The 19,577-nt window shown below is 44.4% G+C and carries 17 protein-coding genes; 14 read left to right on the plus strand and 3 right to left on the minus strand.

Translation table 11 applies throughout. The features are described from left to right. Positions 1-53 precede the first annotated feature (53 nt). Both ftsZ and lpxC read left to right on the plus strand, forming a co-directional pair. On the plus strand, positions 54-1,247 hold the full coding sequence (gene ftsZ / locus DLE54_RS02710; protein WP_011959811.1) for a cell division protein FtsZ: 1,194 nt from the start codon (positions 54-56) through the stop codon (positions 1,245-1,247). Between the two features lie 196 nt (positions 1,248-1,443). Beyond that, positions 1,444-2,337 (plus strand): UDP-3-O-acyl-N-acetylglucosamine deacetylase, encoded by an 894-nt coding sequence (gene lpxC, locus DLE54_RS02715; RefSeq protein WP_110816155.1) that lies wholly within the window; start codon positions 1,444-1,446, stop codon positions 2,335-2,337. A 295-nt stretch (positions 2,338-2,632) separates the two neighbouring features. Here lpxC and DLE54_RS02720 read toward each other — a convergent pair whose 3' ends face one another. After that, entirely contained in the window at positions 2,633-3,172 is a 540-nt protein-coding gene (locus DLE54_RS02720) for a DciA family protein (RefSeq protein ID WP_110816156.1), read from the minus strand. Between the two features lie 189 nt (positions 3,173-3,361). Between DLE54_RS02720 and DLE54_RS02725 the strand changes: the two genes are divergently transcribed. Then, positions 3,362-4,087, plus strand: coding sequence for a CHAP domain-containing protein (locus tag DLE54_RS02725; RefSeq protein WP_011959814.1), 726 nt, complete (start codon positions 3,362-3,364; stop codon positions 4,085-4,087). A gap of 232 nt (positions 4,088-4,319) precedes the next feature. Here DLE54_RS02725 and DLE54_RS02730 read toward each other — a convergent pair whose 3' ends face one another. Further along, positions 4,320-4,655: a YhbY family RNA-binding protein gene (locus DLE54_RS02730; RefSeq protein WP_011959815.1), complete on the minus strand. Its 336-nt coding sequence runs from the start codon at positions 4,653-4,655 to the stop codon at positions 4,320-4,322. Between the two features lie 401 nt (positions 4,656-5,056). Between DLE54_RS02730 and rlmE the strand changes: the two genes are divergently transcribed. The 10 genes from rlmE (at position 5,057) to pgsA (ending at position 14,449) form a co-directional block, all read left to right on the plus strand. Next, positions 5,057-5,689, plus strand: coding sequence for a 23S rRNA (uridine(2552)-2'-O)-methyltransferase RlmE (rlmE, locus tag DLE54_RS02735; protein WP_110816157.1), 633 nt, complete (start codon positions 5,057-5,059; stop codon positions 5,687-5,689). Positions 5,690-6,215: 526 nt separating this feature from the next. Beyond that, complete coding sequence (gene ftsH, locus DLE54_RS02740) at positions 6,216-8,099, plus strand: ATP-dependent zinc metalloprotease FtsH (RefSeq protein ID WP_011959817.1); 1,884 nt, start codon at positions 6,216-6,218, stop codon at positions 8,097-8,099. A gap of 166 nt (positions 8,100-8,265) precedes the next feature. Continuing rightward, on the plus strand, positions 8,266-9,177 hold the full coding sequence (gene folP, locus DLE54_RS02745) for a dihydropteroate synthase (protein ID WP_110816158.1): 912 nt from the start codon (positions 8,266-8,268) through the stop codon (positions 9,175-9,177). Positions 9,178-9,271: 94 nt separating this feature from the next. Further along, positions 9,272-9,544, plus strand: coding sequence for a succinate dehydrogenase assembly factor 2 (locus DLE54_RS02750; RefSeq protein ID WP_110816159.1), 273 nt, complete (start codon positions 9,272-9,274; stop codon positions 9,542-9,544). A gap of 46 nt (positions 9,545-9,590) precedes the next feature. Then, entirely contained in the window at positions 9,591-10,037 is a 447-nt protein-coding gene (locus tag DLE54_RS02755) for a hypothetical protein (RefSeq protein WP_110816160.1), read from the plus strand. A gap of 133 nt (positions 10,038-10,170) precedes the next feature. Then, positions 10,171-10,860 (plus strand): YidB family protein, encoded by a 690-nt coding sequence (locus DLE54_RS02760; protein ID WP_011959821.1) that lies wholly within the window; start codon positions 10,171-10,173, stop codon positions 10,858-10,860. Positions 10,861-11,097: 237 nt separating this feature from the next. Further along, positions 11,098-11,790, plus strand: coding sequence for a tRNA (adenosine(37)-N6)-threonylcarbamoyltransferase complex dimerization subunit type 1 TsaB (gene tsaB, locus DLE54_RS02765; RefSeq protein WP_011959822.1), 693 nt, complete (start codon positions 11,098-11,100; stop codon positions 11,788-11,790). An 81-nt stretch (positions 11,791-11,871) separates the two neighbouring features. After that, positions 11,872-12,723 carry an undecaprenyl-diphosphate phosphatase gene (locus tag DLE54_RS02770; protein WP_011959823.1) on the plus strand — a complete coding sequence of 284 codons (852 nt, stop codon included), beginning with the start codon at positions 11,872-11,874 and terminating at the stop codon, positions 12,721-12,723. A gap of 81 nt (positions 12,724-12,804) precedes the next feature. Beyond that, positions 12,805-13,683, plus strand: a complete 879-nt coding sequence (locus DLE54_RS02775; RefSeq protein ID WP_110816161.1) for a class I SAM-dependent methyltransferase — start codon at positions 12,805-12,807, stop codon at positions 13,681-13,683. A 103-nt stretch (positions 13,684-13,786) separates the two neighbouring features. After that, positions 13,787-14,449, plus strand: coding sequence for a CDP-diacylglycerol--glycerol-3-phosphate 3-phosphatidyltransferase (gene pgsA / locus DLE54_RS02780; protein WP_110816162.1), 663 nt, complete (start codon positions 13,787-13,789; stop codon positions 14,447-14,449). Between the two features lie 128 nt (positions 14,450-14,577). On the opposite strand, the gene DLE54_RS02785 is transcribed toward pgsA, so the two are convergent. After that, on the minus strand, positions 14,578-15,072 hold the full coding sequence (locus DLE54_RS02785) for a pyridoxamine 5'-phosphate oxidase family protein (RefSeq protein WP_011959826.1): 495 nt from the start codon (positions 15,070-15,072) through the stop codon (positions 14,578-14,580). A 424-nt stretch (positions 15,073-15,496) separates the two neighbouring features. Between DLE54_RS02785 and purL the strand changes: the two genes are divergently transcribed. Then, positions 15,497-19,522, plus strand: a complete 4,026-nt coding sequence (gene purL / locus DLE54_RS02790; RefSeq protein WP_110816163.1) for a phosphoribosylformylglycinamidine synthase — start codon at positions 15,497-15,499, stop codon at positions 19,520-19,522. Positions 19,523-19,577: the final 55 nt, after the last annotated feature.

Here is a 19,577-nt window from a genome sequence, read left to right on the forward strand (position 1 = left end):
CTTAGTTAATACATATAAAAATTAACTAAAAAAGGTGACCCCAAGGAGTGATAATGTCTAAGTACACAATGGCTACTAATAGCCACGATTTAAATAATGGCCAAGCTCGTTTTACAGTATTTGGCGTTGGCGGTGGCGGCGGTAACGCGGTTGAACATATGGTTCAACAAGGCGTTAAAGGGGTTACCTTTGTTTGTGCCAATACTGATAAGCAAGCCTTAGACAGACTAACTGCTGATAACAAACTACAATTAGGTGCCAATACCAACCGTGGTCTAGGCGCAGGTGCTAACCCTGAAGTGGGTCGTGAAGCCGCTGAGCAAGAAGAGGAGTCTATCCGTAAACTGCTTGAAGACTCAGACATGGTATTTATTACTGCTGGTATGGGCGGTGGTACGGGTACGGGTGCGGCCCCTGTTGTGGCGCGTATTGCCAAAGAGATGGAAATCTTAACGGTCGGCGTAGTAACCACACCCTTTAAATTTGAAGGCGGCAAACGTATTAAAGCGGCCAAAGCCGGTATCGATCAGTTATCAAACTTTGTAGATTCTATCATTACCATTCCAAACGATAAGCTATTAAAGGTGTATGGCAACATCTCAATGCAAGATGCTTTTAAAAAGGCGGACGATGTATTGATGCATGCAGTACAAGGTATCGCCCAGACCATCTCAAGCGAAGGTGTGATCAACATTGACTTTAATGATATCCGCACTGCTATGACCGCCAAAGGTCATGCTATGATGGGTATTGGCCGCGCCAGTGGCGAAGATCGTGCCCGTCAAGCGACTGAAAAAGCCATTCGCTCACCACTACTTGATAATTTATTGTTAGAAAATGCCAAAGGTCTTATCGTAAACGTTGTGTCTTCTGAATCAGTGACTTTAGATGAGCTAAATCAGATCACTGAAGTGGTTAACGATATTACCGATATAGAAGATGCCAATATCTTTATTGGTACAGTCATTGATGAGAAGCTAGGTGAAGACTTACATGTCACGGTGATCGCTACAGGTCTGACCTTAGATGAAAGCCAAGATGAGCGTAAGCCTATGCTGTCTGCCAATAGCAATCAAACCGTTGATCCTAGTGTACACACCAGCGCGTTTAACAGCCATCAAAAAGCGGCTCAGTCTCAAGCCTATCCGGCACAGGCACCTGCAGGTAGTTCTTCAGCTCCGCAGCAGCCTGCAGCGACTAAAACCAATAGCATCCAAGACTATCTAAAGCGTCAACAAAACCGTTAATAACTTAACAATAAAATTGTACCTGCTATTAAAAAGCCAAGCCAATGCTTGGCTTTTTTTATGCCTATCTTTTGTGAAATTAACCACAAATACCTAGGATATAAGGTAATATTATTGAGCGACTGTGCTAGAATTCTTTTTATTTTGCTCGTTAATGACAGCAACTCATTGACGACAGCAATAAGGTACCGGCTTTATGAAACAACGCACCTTAAAACAGCCCATAACTGTCGTTGGGATAGGACTACATAGCGGTCAAGATGTCACCTTAACCTTGCAGCCTAGTGAGGTAAATACGGGGATTAGATTTTTGCGCACCGATATTGAGGATGCTCCCTTGATAGCGGCCGATGCATTTTTGGTGACAGACACGGTCATGTCCTCTAATCTGATGGTAAATGGCATAAAAATTGGCACAGTCGAGCACCTATTAAGTGCTTTGGCAGGCTTTGGTATAGATAACCTACTGATTAAGGTGTCTGATGCTGAGCTTCCTATTATGGATGGCAGTGCTGCCAATTACGTCACCTTATTACTCGAGGCAGGTATAGAGGAGCAAGCCGCTCCTAAGCAGTTTATGAAAATATTAAAACCTGTCAAAGTAGTCGAGGGAGATAAGTGGGCACAACTTGAGCCTTACGACGGCTTTAGCTTAGATTTTGAAATTGACTTTAATCATCCTGGTATTCCAAAAGATACCCAGCGCTATCGCTTTGAATTCTCCTTGCATAACTATATCGAGAATGTGGGCAATGCTCGAACCTTTGGATTTATGCGAGATATTGAGCATCTGCAGAAGAATAATCTGGCGCTAGGCGGCAGTTTGGACAATGCAATTGTGCTTGATGATAACGGCATTATGAACAAAGAGGGCCTAAGACATCAAGAAGAGTTCGTGCGTCATAAGATTTTAGATGCTATTGGTGATTTATATTTGGCTAAATACAGTCTGATTGGCGGTTTTTCTGCTTACAAATCTGGTCATGCATTGAACAATAAGCTCATTAGAGAGGTATATAATGACCCCAATAACTTTGAAATTGTAACAATTTATGACACATCTTCAGTGGCGAGAGCTTATGAAATTTAAATTTCAAGTAAAATCTTCAATAATTTTTAGATTTTCTGGTCGTTTTTTTAGATTTTAAGCAACAATATGGAAATATAAAAAAAGGTGAAACTCAGGTTTCACCTTTTTTTGTGTCTAAATAAGAAATACTTTCATAATCCAAACATATTCAATACTTACAGCCTAATTATTAAAGTGTATCTCATGATGAAAAAGTGGATTTATTTAGGATAATTGATGAATTGGTTTTAAAAACTAAACGTTATATACCAAGAAAACGACATCAAGTTACATAATAAAACATTTTAGAGACTATTTAGTTAGGTTTTGCGAGACGCTTTAGAGAGTTTTTGAGGCGCTCGTCTTTAATGACATGCTCTAAAGTGTGTGTTATAGTTCTTCTCGTTGTTTCGGTCAGGCCATGATTAACGTGGCTTGAGCCCTTATTAGCAATTAAGTTCGATTGATTTGAATGCGGTTTTGAGTGATCATGATTTTCATTTAAATGATTAATTGAAGCAGGGTAAGTAACGATTACATCTATATTCTTTAGTACGCTGAATGTAAGAGATTGTTCTTTAAGTATATGAATTAGGTTGTTTGACTGGTATCGAAGATGATTTGCTGCAGTTTGAGACTGTACAGAGAGCACCAAGTGCCCCTCTTCGAATTTAACCACCCACAGAGTGTCTAATATCTCTTGGGGGAGGCCAGAGTCAAATAATACCTTAATCTCTTGAGTTATTTTGTTCAGCTCAGAGCATTTATCCCGTAAAAAGCGCGGCAAGGCAGACGCTGCAGACTTTTGATGATCAATGCGATTTGCTAAGTGATTGGGTTTTAATGGGTTTTGCATCGCAGGCCTCAGACTTAATTTTAGATGGCGTTATAACTGACTATATGAATAGCATAAACGGTTGCTAGGTCTAAATACAGACTGTTTCGATAGGTCGTTTGTTTTACGTTTATTTATTAAATGAAGATTAGAAGACTATTTGACAGGTAGGTTGAATAGTACATTAAAAAGATTAATTCTGGGAGCGTTATGAAAAAGTCACTTATTATTTTGTCGTTAATGGGGCTAAGTGCCACACAAGTAAATGCCACGGTTCAACAGACTTTTGAACCATCTGCAAGCTCTTCATTAGCTTCAGTTAATAATACACCTATCAAGAGAGTCTCAGTTTACTCAAACATTAGTGGAAATAGTGCAAGTATCGGTCAGATTGAATCTTTATCCAGTCAAGCAAGTCAAAAGAGCGATGAGTTAGCTCAGCTTGCTAGACAATTAGAAAGTAAGTATTCAGCGACCACATTTGCCACCACAGCCAATAGTCCTATTCGCTCAGCAGCTCGTATCGATAGTTCAGCACCACCCGCGCTAGCCGCAGCTCGTGCTGCCCGTGCCGCTCATTCAAGAACTCAAGGTTTATGTGCTCGCTACGTACGTCAAGCATTACAAGCTGCAGGTTATAGCTTCACCCCCAATGCCTCAGCTTATCAATACGCTACTCGTGGCACTCTAGCAGAAGCTGGCTTCGTTAAAATCAGCAATGACGCGCCACCACAAGTCGGTGACGTAGTGGTGTACAACCGCTCATCTAAGCACCCACATGGCCACATTCAAATTTTTGATGGTAACACTTGGGTATCAGATTTTATTCAGCCTAGAAAAAACCCTTATAGCGACGCCTATTCATATACCACATGGCGCGATGCCCGTTATACAAACGATGCATCAAACGAAGGTATCTACTTAGCAATGGATTAAGCCTAAGCTTGATAGATTATGGCAATGTATTTAGACATCAAAGCTCAGCAGCAAGCTGAGTTTTTTTGTGCCGGCAGTTTATGACATTTATGGTTGATATCAATATGGTTGATGTCAAAGCGGCTAACCCTTCTAACAGCATTGGCTACTCACAAAAAAAGGCCGCTCATACAGAGCGGCCTTTTTAACTTGGCATAACAGCTTTTAAATAAAGCCAATAAGCCTTTGAAGACTAGTCGCTGTAGCGGCTTAGATTTGACAGCTTAGGATTGGCATTAGGGTTACGACGAAGTAATAGCGCCATACGGCCGATGCTGTGGATAAGCTGAGCGCCAGTTTTGGCGGCTAAGTCATCACTAAAAGCGTCACGTTCTTCTTTGGTGCCTGGTGGGGTTTTGATTTTGATCAGTTCATGATCGTTTAAGGCACGCTCTAATTCTTCTAGTACTGATTCGGTTAAGCCTTTGTTACCGATAGTGACCACGGGCTTAAGCTCATGACCAATGCCTTTTAGGCGGCGAACTTCAGTGCTATCTAGGGTTTTGCGTGTGTTTTTTGCAGTGCTCATAATGTCTCAGTATTAATTATTAGGCCTAACTATGCCAGCCTTGAAAAATGTACGTGATAAAAAGACAAACCGATAATTTAGTCATCTAAAGGCTTATCTCAACCGCTGCCATTATAAAGAAAGTTGACTGCGCTTGCATGATTAGATTGTCTCAAAAATTGAAATTGCCATAAACTCTTTGTATTAACTCTTTGCATTTTATAAAAATAGCGAAGTTAAGTCAGAGTGAGCCTTAGGCCACAGTGAGGATAACTCGCTGATATCAATCAAGGTCAAAACGATCAGCAATGAAGGATTAACTGCTAGCCATCCGCCCAGTTAGCCCCTTTATTGGGGCAAATAATGCTAGAATTAAGATTAAAATTTAGTTATGAATTGTCTGAAAATATAGTGAGGATATTTTGGCGACACGTATTACCAATAAAGGCCTATCAAAAAGCAGTAAGGCTTGGATGAAAGAGCATTTGGATGACCATTATGTGCAATTGGCGCAAAAAGAGGGTTACCGCGCTCGCGCTGCCTATAAACTATTGGAAATCAACGAAAAAACCAATCTCATTAAAAAAGGGATGACGGTGGTTGATTTGGGCAGTGCCCCTGGCAGCTGGTCACAGGTGGCAGGCAGACTGGTAGGGGATGATGGCATACTCATCGCTTCAGACATCTTACCGATGGATGCCTTAGAGAATGTCACCTTTATTCAAGGTGACTTCAGAGAGGAGGCCGTGTTTGATCGCTTGATGAGTGAAGTGGGTGACAGACAGGTAGATGTGGTGTTATCTGATATGGCACCCAATACGTCAGGGCATACCGCCGTAGATCAGCCACGTATGATTTACCTGTGTGAGCTGGCAGTAGACTTTGCTTTGCGCGTACTGCCAAAAGGTGGGTCGTTGGTAATGAAGGTATTCCAAGGCGAGGGTGAGCAGCAATTACGCCAGCAGCTACAGTCTCAGTTTTCAAAAGTTCGCACCATTAAGCCTGCCGCTTCCCGTCCGCGCTCAAAAGAGGTGTTTTGGGTAGCTACCAAATAAAGCGGTATGGCGCTGAGCGTTGCTTATGATGCGCATAATCCCATTCACACCGACAACAGATAATCAACACAGCAGCTAATATTTAGACTTTATTGATGCAGCAGGTGGATAATTATCTGTTTTATGCTTGATAAATACTTATACTGACCTAATAAAGGTAGGTAGAAGCAACGGTTTGCTAAAACATATAGTTTAACTCAGCTAAATTTTGGTCAAGTATTATAAAAATGTAAATGACGTAATTTAACTCAATGTAAGTCAGATGTATTGAAACTGCTCAATCTTAAAGCGGGTTATGTCTTAACAGTAATCCACTATTAACCGATTTGAGTAGAACGTTTTAGCTAAAAAACCTTGATTTTATTACTTTTATTTTAACCAAAATCGTGTCATCTGACATAAGGTTAAGCGGGTGTATTAACAAGGTGACGGGCCGTCATTGTTTTTCTGCCTCATGCTATAATGCTAGATTAGGCAGAATTTTGAACACATCAACAAGTAAGGGATGGTATAGCTTGTGAGCGACATGGTAAAAAATACCTTATTGTGGCTAGTTGTTATCGGCGTATTAGTGCTGGTATTTAGCAACTTTGATAGCAGTAATGAGCCTGATACGCTCAATTACTCTGAGTTTGTAACTCAAGTCACTGAGGACCAAATAAAAAGCGTCAAGATCGACGGTGAACAAATCACTGGCGAAAAAGTCAACGGCTCGGAGTTCGAGACCGTTCTTCCTGCAGTGGCGGACGCAGAGTTAATGCCTACGTTGCGTGAGCATAAGGTTGAGGTGCAAGGGGCAGCCCCCGAGCGTCAAAGCATTATGATGCAGTTATTAATTGCAAGCTTCCCTGTTCTGCTAATTATCGGTATCTTCTTGTTCTTCATGCGTAATATGCAAGGCGGCGCTGGTGGTAAAGCCGGTGGCCCCATGAGCTTTGGTAAATCTAAAGCCAAAATGCTGGGTGAAGACCAAATTAAAGTGACCTTTAATGATGTGGCCGGTGCAGAAGAAGCCAAAGAAGAAGTGGTCGAAGTGGTCGATTTCTTAAAAGACCCTGACAAATTCACCAAATTGGGTGCCACCATTCCTCGTGGTATCTTAATGGTGGGCCCACCAGGTACGGGTAAAACCTTACTTGCTAAAGCCATTGCCGGTGAAGCCAAAGTACCTTTTTTCTCAATCTCAGGTTCTGACTTTGTTGAAATGTTCGTTGGTGTGGGCGCATCACGTGTGCGTGATATGTTTGAGCAAGCCAAAAAGAATGCGCCTTGTATTATCTTTATCGATGAGATTGATGCCGTAGGCCGTAGCCGTGGCACAGGCATGGGTGGGGGTAATGATGAGCGCGAGCAGACCCTAAACCAGCTATTGGTAGAAATGGATGGTTTTGAAGGTAACGACGGTATTATCGTTATTGCTGCCACCAACCGCGCTGATGTACTTGATAAAGCCTTATTACGCCCAGGTCGTTTTGACCGTCAGGTGCATGTGGGCTTACCAGACATCAAAGGCCGTGAAGAGATTTTAAAGGTGCATTTACGCAAACTGCCAGCTACCATTGGTGTAGATGTGAATGCTCTTGCTCGTGGTACGCCAGGTTTTAGTGGTGCGCAGATTGCAAACTTAGTGAATGAAGCTGCTTTATTTGCTGCTCGTCGTAATAAGACCAGTGTCGATATGAACGACTTTGAGGATGCCAAAGACAAGCTATTTATGGGTCCTGAGCGTAAGTCTATGGTGCTGCGTGAAGAAGAGCGTCGTGCGACCGCCTATCACGAAGCTGGCCATGCTCTAGTCGCTGAGATGCTACCAGGCACCGACCCTGTGCATAAGGTTACCATCATGCCGCGTGGTTGGGCACTGGGTGTGACTTGGCAGCTGCCTGAGTTTGATCAGACCAGCTTAGATAAGTCAAAGATGTTGAATGATATTGCGATTTTATTTGGCGGGCGTATTGCAGAAGAGGTCTTTGTTAATCAAAAGACCACAGGCGCATCAAACGACTTTGAACGTGCGACTAAAATGGCGCGCGCTATGGTGACCAAGTATGGCATGTCAGATGCATTGGGAGTGATGGTTTATGAAGATGATGATGCCTCTCAAGGTTATTTCGGCGGTGGTGCCCGTGCTATTTCTGAAGCCACACAGCAAAAAGTGGATGAAGAGATCCGTCGTATTTTAGAAGAACAGTACGCCATCGCTCGTGAGATTATCGAAGCCAATAAAGATAAGATGCATGCTATGGTTGAAGCGCTGATGAATTGGGAAACTATTGATAGAGATCAATTGCAAGATATCTTGGCAGGTAATGAGCCACGTGCACCTCGCAATTATCAAGAAAAAGATGTTACCCCAAAAAAGGAAGTCAGCTCTTCAGGTCCAACACCGCCACCTTTACCTGCAATGTAGTGTATTAGACTATCTCACAACTTGTAGATTTAAGTGGTCGTAAACAAGGTCTTTTCTCAATGAAAAGGCCTTTTTTTATGCGCCGCCACCGGGCGACATATCTGTTAGAATAGCGGATGAAATCTATGGAGTATTTGCCAGAATAATTATAAACAGATGAGCCATTATGCAACTACATTGTCTTCCCAATATTAAAATTAAAGCGCCTTTATCTACCAAGCCAGGTATCGCTAGCGGCTATAAACAGCTAGACTTGTCTCAGCCTCAAGTAATGGGTATTTTGAATGTGACCCCTGACTCGTTTTCTGATGGCGGGCAGTTTAATAATATCGAGTCGGCTATACGGCACTGTGAACGCATGATTCAAGAGGGTGCCACTATTATTGATATCGGCGGAGAATCAACTCGGCCAAATGCCAGTCCAGTGAGCGAAGAAGAAGAATGCGCGCGCGTAGTGCCTGTGGTTGCAGCGATTCGTGAACGCTTCGGTGATAAGCTGTGGCTGTCTATTGATACCAGCTCACCGACAGTGATTGAACAGGCGGTGCACGCGGGTGCTGACATCTGGAATGATGTGCGAGCATTGACTCGGGAGGGCGCACTTGAGATGGCGGCCAAGCTCGATATCCCTGTGGTACTGATGCACATGCGCGGTGAGCCTACTACCATGAATGCCAAAGCCCATTATCAAGATGTGATCAGTGAAGTACTTGATGAGCTTAAGGTACGAATTGAGGCAGCTCAGCAAGCTGGCGTAAAAGCACATAATCTCATTATTGATCCAGGCTTCGGCTTTGCTAAAGAGTATGAGCACCACAAGCGGTTATTAAATCATATGTCGCAGTTGCATCAATTGCAGTTGCCCATCTTATTCGGTGTCTCACGTAAGCGCTTTTTAGGTCAGGTGCTAACCCATACCGGCCTCGGTATCTTTGATGATCATATGGCAACTGATAGAGATGGCGTGGGTATGGTTGCAGCATTATTAGCAGTACAGCAAGGCGCTAGTATTATACGCACTCATAATGTCAGATTAAGCGTAGAGGGTCTGGCTTTGTGGCAGCAATTGAGCCAATAACAATACATTATAAATTTTAAAACCGTACTACCTCAAAGCATTGGCTTTTATCGCTATATTATTTTTATTTTTTTTACTTAGTTAGGAGTGTCTTATGAGCACACAGCCCGAGCCCACCAATGAACAAAGACGTGTTATCTACCAAGCTCGCCGCGGTCTAAAAGAGCTGGATTTTTATATTGATCCTTACGTCAAACAGTACTATCTAACCGCAGATGAAGATGAGCAAGCAACCTTTGCTAAGCTACTGACTTATGAAGACCCTGATTTATTGAATTATTTCATGAATCAAGATACGCCAGACGATGCCAAAGTGAGTGAGCTGGTATTAAAGCTCAAAAAACTGCAGCATGGTGATCTATCTTAAATGCTCAGTCTATAAATACCAACGCCTGCCGTAAGGTATGTTGTTTATGAGCCGTCAACTCAACTCTTGCATTGCCGCAAAGAGTGGTTGGCGGCTTTTATATGCCACAACCTTTTTGGCTGTGCCGGTATTGTTGATAGTGACAACCTTGGTGACTTGGGCCGGGATTATGGTGCTGCTTTTAAGCAGTGCACTGCTTGCTATGGTGTTCTACGTTCATGATACACCGTTACACATTAGCGTCAGTGATTGTGATGATATGACAAAAGGCTGGCAGCTTTTATATAAAGCTGGGGCAAATGCTAAGGCGGCTGGTGCAGCGCCGGTACTTTGGGAGGCAAAGCTGGTAAGTGCCAATGCTTTACGTCACTGCTTGCAGCTGAGCTTTGTGACTCATTATCCTATTGTGCAAAAAAAGACAGTCGTGCTTTGGCAAGATCAAGTTCAAGCGGATACTTGGCGGCGCTTGATGGTATTGGCTCAGTGGCACTAATAACGCAGCACCATCTTCTGATATACAAATTACATAACAAGTAATTGTAATTGCTAACGCACTAAGCGCTAAGCTTTGCTATAGTAGTGGCATGTTATTTGTAACCTATTTTGTAAATTACTAAGGAGATATTATGAGTCTACTCGGCAATCTAATCACTCAGGTGGCACGCCAAGCATTGGATCCTAATGAAGCCAAGCGCAATCCGGTTAATCAGCGTATCGAGCCACGTGCTACCGGCGGCTTAGGGGATATTTTAGGGAGTGTTTTAGGCGGCAACAATCAAGCGCATCAAAGCCAAGCACAGGACAATGGCTTTGGTTTAGATGACCTATTAGGCGGCGTTCTGGGTGGTAGTATGGGCGGCAATCGCAATACGGGTGGCTTAGGCAGTATCTTGGGTAGCGTCTTAGGTGGCGGTAGCATGGGCGGCGCTCGCGCAGGTGGTGGTAAAGCCATGTTAGTAGCGGCGCTGATGCCTATTGCACTTAATTGGATTCAACGCAATGGCGGCTTGTCTGGTGCTTTATCTAAGATCCAAGACTTAGGCTTTGGCCATCAGGCGCAATCTTGGCTGAGCAATGAGCAACAAAACCAAAACCTTGACCCCAACCAAATCAATAAACTATTTGATGAGCAAGAGCTTGAGCAAGTTCGTAGCCAGACAGGCGCAGATGATACAGAAGTACGCCAAGGTTTAGCCGAGCTATTGCCTGAGATTGTTAACCAATTGACCCCAAACGGCGGCTTAGATAAAGAGCAAGAAGCCAACCAAGAGATTGAAGATATCTTACGTCAAATCTCAGGCAGCTTGCCAAAATAAGAGATGAGTCTTGATTGGCGGTTAATAACATAAAAATGGTCAAAACCAGATTACTAAATGAGTGGTCTGGTTTTTTTAGTTGATAGCAAATGAGGTGGGTTGCATAAATGGAACCAACTACTGATTTATCAAAGCCATGTGCAGTGGTATGATACTGCCACTTATTTGGTTCACTCAAGATTAGATTTTTTGTCTTATATTTTTGCTTGTATTTTTTAGTTGTATAAAGAGGCTCCCATGTTTTTGGCAATAGATACCGTTTTTGATCAATGTTCTGTGGCGATAGTGAGCCAAGATTTACAAGTAATCAGTGATCACACCGAAACCGGTAAACGTGATCAAACCCAGCAGATATTGCCTATGATTGACAGCGCTTTACAGCAAGCGGGAATTAAATTGGCAGATATTACGGCGTTAATTTTCAACCGTGGCCCTGGCCCTTTTAGTGGTATTCGAATTAATACCGCAGTAATACAAGCGTTGTCTGTGGCGCATAATATTCCTTGCGTTGGGGTATCAAGCTTAGCAGCCATTGCACAGGCGGCCTTTGATAAACAAGGTGTGCAGCAGGTCTATGCCGCGTTAGATGCGCGCATGAAGCAGGTCTATTTTGGAGAGTATCAGCTTGCCCAAATGCAAGGCACGCCAGATGTTCAGGTGATGACTCAGGTAGAGGGCAGTGAGGAGAGGTTGGTTGATTATGATCAAAGCACCGATAAGGCGCTGCCTATTGCTGGTAACGGCGCCACTTTGCTGCATGCAGTGGAGGATCAACCTTTGTTTGCTGAGATTATTCCTGATGCGGTGAGCTTAGCTAAGCTGGGTATTGCCCAGTATTTAGTATCAGGTGGTGTCAGTGCAGATCAAGCTCTGCCTGTTTATTTGCGCAATAATGCTTGGAAAACACTCAAAGAGCAGGGCAAAGCTTAAGTCACACAGAAAAGTTGGTCTAAGCGACAGGTTTAGTTGAGCGAATTTTTTATTTTTCTTATTTTATAGTGAGCACTTATTTTGGATTTACTACTCATTCTCAAAGCCGTCATCATGGGTATCGTCGAGGGCATTACTGAGTTTTTGCCCATATCCAGTACCGGTTATCTGATTCTCTCTGCCGACTTGATGAGCTTTTGGACCAAAGAAAAAGCCGATTTATTTATCGTAGTCATTCAGCTGGGCGCTATCTTGGCAGTCATTTATGAGTATTGGGGGCGCTTATGGCATGCTTTAATGGGTCTGATAACGGGTAAATCTGAAGGTCCTAATGCGCTAAAAAACCCCCGTCAGCTGGGGCTTAGCCTGATTGTGGCGACCATTCCGGTGATGCTTGTCGGCTTTACGTTAGCCGATCAAATCAAAGAGTATCTATTTAACCCTTATACTGTAGCGATTATGCTGATATTAGGGGGCCTGCTTATCTTCTATGTTGAGCGTAAGCAGATTCCGGTGATTGCTGAAGAGGCAGAAGATGTGAGTCTAAAAACAGCGCTACTGATTGGTCTTATGCAGTGTTTGGCGCTTATTCCTGGTACATCGCGCTCAGGCTCTACCATTATCGGTGCGCTATGGCTGGGTGTGTCCCGCAAGGCTGCGGCAGAGTTTTCTTTTTTCTTAGGCATCCCCGTGATTATTGGTGCCGGCTTGCTGGATTTATTAAAACACAAAGACGTACTCAGTAGTGGTCAAGATTGGCTGATACTGGGTGTTGGGGTATTGGTATCCTTTGTGGTGGGTTTGTTGTGTATCCGCTGGCTGGTAGATTGGGTAAGTCGTCGTGACTTTACCATATTTGCTTGGTTGCGCATTATCACAGGTATCATAGTGCTGTTGGTGGCTTGGATATTTGGTTATACCATTCAGGGTTAATCGCCTTAATTGAGAAGGCATTAATTTTCAAAATATCAGCTTTCAAAATATCAGTTTGCAAAACAGGGACTTACGCCAGCCATGACTTCGCCTATATCTTGTGTGACGCTTATTTATCCTCAGTCTATTGCTGAGCAGGCCTTGATACTGATTCAAGCGTTGCAGCAGCTGATAGTAGAGGCTAAGCTGCCGCTGAGTATCGAGGCGGTCGCCAGTGAGCAAAAGCTGACTCAAAAAATACGCAAACAGCTTAGTCAGCAGTATCAGCAGCCGCTACTGGTGATAGATGACAAGCAGCAACTGACCTTGCTGACTAATGGGGTGAGTGTCTCGCCAGAATGGAATAGCCTACAGCGTCGAGTGGTCAGTGCCGGCAGAAAGTCAGAATTGCTGCTGCAAGCCACCAAGCTTACTGCCAGCAGTCGGGTGCTTGATGCCACTGCAGGCTTTGGTCATGACAGTTTGATTTTGGCCAGTAGTGGCGCCCAGCTTACCTTACTTGAGCGCAACCCCTTGATGGTATTATTGCTCAAGTATGAGCAGCAGATGATGGCCAAGCAGCCCAATTGGCAAAAACTGATGGCGCGCTTGCACATAGTTTGTGCAGAGTCTACTGAATATATGCAGCCTGCACCGACTGCCTGTGACTTGCAAGCCCAGACTATCAGCCACGCCTTTGACGTCATCTATCTAGACCCTATGTTCCCAGAGAACAGCTATGCGCATAGCTCTAAAGGTGCTAAGGTGGGTAAGCATATGCAGGCGCTACACCAGATTGCTGAGCCACCTAGCCTTAAAGAAGAGCAGGCCTTATTAAGCCTGGCCTTATCTTTTGTGGCCCCTGGGGGACGAGTGGTGGTCAAAAGACCAATACAGGCACCTGTTTTTGCCTCACAAGCTGCCAATGAAAGTTGGCAAAACGACGTGGTACGCTTCGATGCCTACTTTACCTATTTATAGCTTATTAAGTTAACAATAGTGTTTAGATATGCCCGATTGGGGCTTACTAAATCTGGGTATAAATGCTAAGCTAGATTAAATCAAACGCTGTCTAAAAGTTATTATGAGCCCAACACCTATACAGTCAAATTCACAATCTAGCATTTTTAATTTGCCTAATAACTTAACCATCGCCCGTATTGCGATGATTCCGTTGTTTGTGGCGATCGCCTATTGGCCGCCAGCTTTAGGTATTGGTGTGCCGATGATTTCGGACAATACCATTGCCAATATTGGTATGAATATGGATGCGTTTAGTGACAGCATGCTGCGCCATTTGCTGTTGACTTTATTGTTTGTGTTGGCAGCCATTACCGACTGGTTAGATGGTTATTTGGCCCGAAAAATGAATATCGTATCCGCCTTTGGTCGCTTTTTAGACCCAGTGGCAGATAAGCTGATGGTGGCTGCGGCGCTGATTGTATTAGTGCAGTGGCATCCTAATATTATTATGGCCATTGCCGCCATTGTTATTATTTCACGTGAGATTGCGGTATCTGCGCTGCGTGAGTGGATGGCAGAGCTTGGGGCCCGTACTAGCGTGGCGGTGTCCTATGTGGGTAAGTTGAAAACTACGTTCCAAATGATAGCCATTACTGTGCTGCTGCTTAATATAGAGTCACTGGAGTTGTTAGGCTATGGCTTGATGGTGGCAGCGGTTGTATTAACCTTATGGTCTATGATGATCTATATGCGCGCGGCTTGGCCTTATCTCAAACAAAACTAGTCAATTACTTGCAGCTGAGCGATGAGTAAATCAAATCCACAGCTTACCAATCGCTAAAAGCCCCAACCAATTGCAATTGGTTGGGGCTTTTTTGTTCATATTTTGAGATGAAGCTGAGCTGTTTTGGCTTAAAATTCAACAGAACCATTGTCGCCTAAGCTGTCGGCTATTTTACCATCTTGAACAGCTGCTACGGCCAACTTGGCGGCATTAATAATACCGTTGCCACTGCGCCAGAATTCAGCACCATTCGGCACCACTTTAATCAGCTGCACGTTTTCATCTTCTTTGCCATGCTCATAAAAGGCATTGTAAATAGGGGACCACAGCTCATCAAGCTTGGCTTTATCATCTACCAGTTCCGCCTTACCATTAATAGACACATAGTCTTTGCCATCTTGGCTAACATAAGATAAATTTACTTGCGGATTGTTGTTGATATTATCAACGGCCTGAGTGGTTTTATCACCAATAAACCATATCTCACGGGCGCCAAGGCTGGTCTCACTTGTGGTCATAGGACACGCGTGCAAATGCCCCTCTGTAGTAATGCTGGTGAACATTGCAAACTTAACCTCTTTTACAATCTCACGAATAAGGTCAATGTGGTCTTGTTTACTCATAATAATTTCCTTATATCAAAATATCGTTATTGGTTTATTGTCTTTGAATTTTTATAAATATCTTTAACACAGTGTTTATGCTAAATGGCTGGTCAAACAAATGATACCCTGACCCTGTAAGAGCACGTGAGCCTTTGTAAAAAAGCGGCTTATTTAGTTAATTTAAGTAAGATTATCTTTTGGTTATCTAATAATCACTGTACTAGATGCTGCTAAAGGGTAGATAAAATAATAATTGCCATCAAAAGCTGTTTTATGAGGTGGTTCACTAGCACCTTAAGCGTAACTTCTTGCTATAATAGCCAAGGATTTTATGGACTGCCAAAAGCTTGCCTTATAAATAGGCGTATCAGTTCACTGTGACAACTTTTGTTTTCATTAATCTCGTTTCTACACTCTACTCAGACACTGCGGAATTTGCCTTATGATGATCCTCGCTGGACACCGTTTTTTAACCGAGTTCAAAGCCCAACAATTAATTGAGCAGTTAAATAGCCAGACGGCCCTCAAGGTGACAGGTATTGATACACAACAAGTGTACGTCCTATCACGCGAACTTAACGATGCTGAGCGTAAAAAGGCTTTAGACCTATTAAATCAAGGCGAAGAAGTGGCCGCTATCACAGCCACTGCCGGCCAGTGCCAAGTCATCGTTAGCCCACGCTTTGGTACCATTTCTCCTTGGTCAAGTAAAGCCACCGATATCTTTAATAACTGTGAGTTAGCAGTAGAACGTGTTGAGCGCGTTATCGTATTTACCTTAACTGGCGAGGATTTGCCATCGAAGCTACCAAAACAAGCTGAGCAAATCTTACATGACCGTATGACCCAAAGCTTAGTTTATGATTTAAATCAGTTGAGCCAATTATTCGATGATCATACACCAGCGTCACTCAAGCATGTGGATATCATTGGCCAAGGCCGCAGTGCCTTAGAAGCGGCGAACCGAGAGTTTGGTTTTGCGCTATCGGTAGAAGATATCGATTACTTAATGCAGGCTTATGGTGAAGAGCTTAAACGTAACCCTACAGACGTTGAGCTGATGATGTTTGCTCAGGCCAACTCAGAACATTGCCGTCATAAAATCTTTAACTCAGAGTGGACGGTTGACGGTGAAGTGCAGCCCAAATCACTGTTTAAAATGATTCGCAACACCCATGAAAAAAACCCTACCGGTATCTTGTCAGCTTATAAAGACAACGCTGCGGTGATGCAAGGCTTTGAAGCTGAGCGCTTTTATCCGCTGCCTCAAAAAGAGCTGGGCGAAGATGTTTTATCCTCACAAATGCACCAGTACGACTTTCATAATGAGCACATCGACATCTTAATGAAAGTCGAAACGCACAACCATCCCACCGCTATTGCTCCGTATGCCGGCGCATCAACCGGTGCTGGTGGTGAAATTCGTGATGAAGGTGCAACCGGCCGAGGGGGCAAACCAAAAGCGGGCTTAACTGGATTTAACGTCTCACACCTACACCTGCCAGATATGCCAGAGAAGTGGGAGCAATCAGGTCAATTTAGCACTAAAGACTATGGTAAGCCGGAGCGCATGGCGTCAAGCTTAGAGATTATGACAGAAGCGCCGCTAGGCTCAGCCAATTTTGCCAACGAATTTGGTCGTCCTAACCTTTGTGGTTATTTCCGTTCTTTCCAATTAGATACCAGTGCCAATCAAGATGGTAGTGAGATGCGCGGTTATCATAAGCCGATCATGATTGCTGGTGGTTACGGTAACATCAAACGCAACTTGGTTGAAAAAAACAGCATCCAAGAGGGCGACTTACTTATCGTCTTGGGTGGCCCTGCGATGCAAATCGGTCTGGGCGGCGGTGCAGCCTCATCAGTAGACAGTGGTGAGCTTGATGAAGGGTTAGACTTTGCTTCTGTACAACGTGATAACGCTGAGATGGAGCGCCGTTGTCAGGAAGTGATCGATCGCTGCTGGGCGCTTGCAGGTAATGACATTGAGGCGAGCGCTGCCAGTAAAGATGGTAACCCGATTGTGTCTATCCATGACGTGGGTGCAGGCGGCTTATCAAATGCTATGCCTGAGCTGGTCAATGATCACGACATGGGTGCGGTGCTAAACTTACGTCAAATTCCTTCACTAGAGGCGGGCATGTCACCGATGGCCATCTGGTCAAATGAGGCGCAAGAGCGTTATGTGCTTGCCATTCGCCCTGAGAGCGAAGCCTTATTTGATGCCATTTGTAAGCGTGAGCGCTGCCCTTATGCCATCTTAGGTACCGCAACCGCCATCCGTCAGCTGCAAGTGGATGATGCATTATTAGACGAGCAACCGGTTGATATGCCGATGCAAGTGTTGCTTGGCGGTACACCGCAAATGAAGCGTACCTTCGAGCGTGAACAAAAAAACCTTGCCCCGCTTGATTTCGCTGATGCTGGTGACAGCTTTGATATCAAAGAGGCGGTGCATGATGTGCTGCGTCATCCAACGGTAGCCAGCAAGTCATTCTTAATTAGTATTGGCGATCGCTCAATCACAGGTATGGTAACCCAAGATCAATACGTGGGGCGTTATCAAGTGCCTGTGGCCGACTGTGCGGTAACCAGCTCAGGTTTACTGGCCAATACCGGTGAGGCCATGAGTATGGGTGAGCGTCCACCTGTGGCATTAATCAATCCTGCCGCATCGGCACGCTTGGCAGTGGCTGAAGCCATCACCAACATCGCAGGCGCGCGTATCGATAAGATTTCAGACATTACGTTATCAGCTAACTGGATGGCCGCTTGCGGTGAAGATGTCGAAGACGCAGCCTTGTTTGATGCAGTATATGCCGTAGGTGAAGAGTTGTGTCCTGCCTTGGGCATTGCAATTCCAGTAGGTAAGGACTCATTATCTATGCGCGCAGGCTGGAGTGATGAGGTGGATGGTCAAGCCGTGGATAAAGCTGTTGTGAGCCCCATGAGCTTAGTCATTACTGCCTTTGCGCCGGTGATTGATGTCAATAAAACTTTAACGCCTGAGTTAAAAAATACGGATGCTGCTTTATACCGTCTAGATTTGTCGCAAGGTAAGCTGCGATTGGGTGGCTCAATCTTAGCGCAAACCCAAAGCCAGTTGGGTAATGAATGCCCTGATTTAGCCAGCCCTCAAGATTTAATTAATTTCTTTAATTTTATCCAGGCCGGTAACCAGCAAGGCGTTATCAGTGCTTATCACGATATCGGTGATGGAGGCCTATTGGCAACAGTGGCTGAGATGCAGTTTACTAATCGCTTGGCGATTAACCTAAACCTAAGCAATGACAACCTCTTAGGCCAGCTGTTTGCTGAAGAACTTGGTGCAGTGATCCAAGTACTGCCTGAGCATATTGACGCTGTTATGGCGTTGGCTGAAGAGCACAACGTTTCGGCAATGTTAAGCCTCATTGGTCAAACCATTGAGACCCCAGTAGGCGGCGCCAATCAAGATAAATTAACCCTAATTACGCCGCTACATCAAGGCGATGATGCCTTGGTATTTAGCCGCAGTGATCTACAGCAAACTTGGACTCAGGTGAGTTACCAGATTGCCAAACGCCGTGATAACCCAGAGTGCGTGCAGCAGGAGTTTGACTTAATCGCTGACCCTAATCACCATGGTCTGATTGCTCAAGCTAACTTTGATTTAAATCAAAAAGTAGATGAGCCTTATCTCAACAGCCGCCCCAATAAGCCAAAAGTGGCTATCTTGCGTGAGCAAGGTGTGAACGGTCAATTAGAAATGGCAGCCGGCTTCGTGCGTGCAGGATTCGATGCAGTTGACGTGCATATGAGTGATCTACTTGAGGGTCGTATTGATTTACGCGACTTCAATGGTTTGGTGGCCTGTGGTGGCTTTAGTTACGGTGACGTATTGGGTGCAGGCTCAGGTTGGGCCAACTCAATCTTGTTCCATGACGAGCTGCGTATGCAATTTGTGCGATTCTTCACTCGTCCGGATACTTTCAGCTTAGGCGTGTGTAACGGCTGTCAGATGATGGCTCAGTTAAAAGACTTAATCCCAGGCGCGGAGAATTTCCCACGTTTTACTTACAATAAGTCAGCCCGCTTTGAAGCGCGTACTGTCAACGTAAAAATTGAGCGCACCAAGTCGATCTTATTAAAAGGTATGCAAGACAGCATCTTACCCATCGCTGTGGCACACGGTGAAGGTTTTGCTACCTTAAATGAGTCAGAGATTGACGGTATGGCCAATCATGGTCAGATCGCCATGCGTTATGTCGATAGCCAAGGTAATCCCACCGAGACTTACCCATTGAACCCGAATGGCTCATTGGGCGGTGTGACAGGTATTTGTAGTACTGACGGTCGTGTCACCTTAATGATGCCACACCCTGAGCGTACGCTACGAGCAGTTAATCACAGCTGGAAGCCAGATGAGTGGGATGAGGACGGCGCGTGGATGCGTATGTTCCGTAATGCCCGTGCTTGGTTACGCTAGTATTGTTTTGACGCTACTTTTTTAACCAGAGTAGAGTAAATCTAACGTTTAATAA

It is taken from the genome of Psychrobacter sp. YP14, assembly GCF_003209315.1.
GTDB classification, from domain to species: domain Bacteria; phylum Pseudomonadota; class Gammaproteobacteria; order Pseudomonadales; family Moraxellaceae; genus Psychrobacter; species Psychrobacter raelei.

Excerpts from the sequence above, each read along its gene's own strand:
- ftsZ (WP_011959811.1), top strand. The coding sequence starts at position 54 with ATGTCTAAGTACACAATGGCTACTAATAGCCACGATTTAAATAATGGC.
- DLE54_RS02785 (WP_011959826.1), bottom strand. The coding sequence starts at position 15,072 with ATGAGTAAACAAGACCACATTGACCTTATTCGTGAGATTGTAAAAGAG.
- DLE54_RS02750 (WP_110816159.1), top strand. The coding sequence starts at position 9,272 with ATGAGCACACAGCCCGAGCCCACCAATGAACAAAGACGTGTTATCTAC.
- DLE54_RS02730 (WP_011959815.1), bottom strand. The coding sequence starts at position 4,655 with ATGAGCACTGCAAAAAACACACGCAAAACCCTAGATAGCACTGAAGTT.
- lpxC (WP_110816155.1), top strand. The coding sequence starts at position 1,444 with ATGAAACAACGCACCTTAAAACAGCCCATAACTGTCGTTGGGATAGGA.
- DLE54_RS02775 (WP_110816161.1), top strand. The coding sequence starts at position 12,805 with ATGACTTCGCCTATATCTTGTGTGACGCTTATTTATCCTCAGTCTATT.
- folP (WP_110816158.1), top strand. The coding sequence starts at position 8,266 with ATGCAACTACATTGTCTTCCCAATATTAAAATTAAAGCGCCTTTATCT.
- DLE54_RS02725 (WP_011959814.1), top strand. The coding sequence starts at position 3,362 with ATGAAAAAGTCACTTATTATTTTGTCGTTAATGGGGCTAAGTGCCACA.
- pgsA (WP_110816162.1), top strand. The coding sequence starts at position 13,787 with ATGAGCCCAACACCTATACAGTCAAATTCACAATCTAGCATTTTTAAT.
- purL (WP_110816163.1), top strand. The coding sequence starts at position 15,497 with ATGATGATCCTCGCTGGACACCGTTTTTTAACCGAGTTCAAAGCCCAA.
- DLE54_RS02760 (WP_011959821.1), top strand. The coding sequence starts at position 10,171 with ATGAGTCTACTCGGCAATCTAATCACTCAGGTGGCACGCCAAGCATTG.
- tsaB (WP_011959822.1), top strand. The coding sequence starts at position 11,098 with ATGTTTTTGGCAATAGATACCGTTTTTGATCAATGTTCTGTGGCGATA.
- DLE54_RS02720 (WP_110816156.1), bottom strand. The coding sequence starts at position 3,172 with ATGCAAAACCCATTAAAACCCAATCACTTAGCAAATCGCATTGATCAT.
- ftsH (WP_011959817.1), top strand. The coding sequence starts at position 6,216 with ATGGTAAAAAATACCTTATTGTGGCTAGTTGTTATCGGCGTATTAGTG.
- DLE54_RS02755 (WP_110816160.1), top strand. The coding sequence starts at position 9,591 with ATGAGCCGTCAACTCAACTCTTGCATTGCCGCAAAGAGTGGTTGGCGG.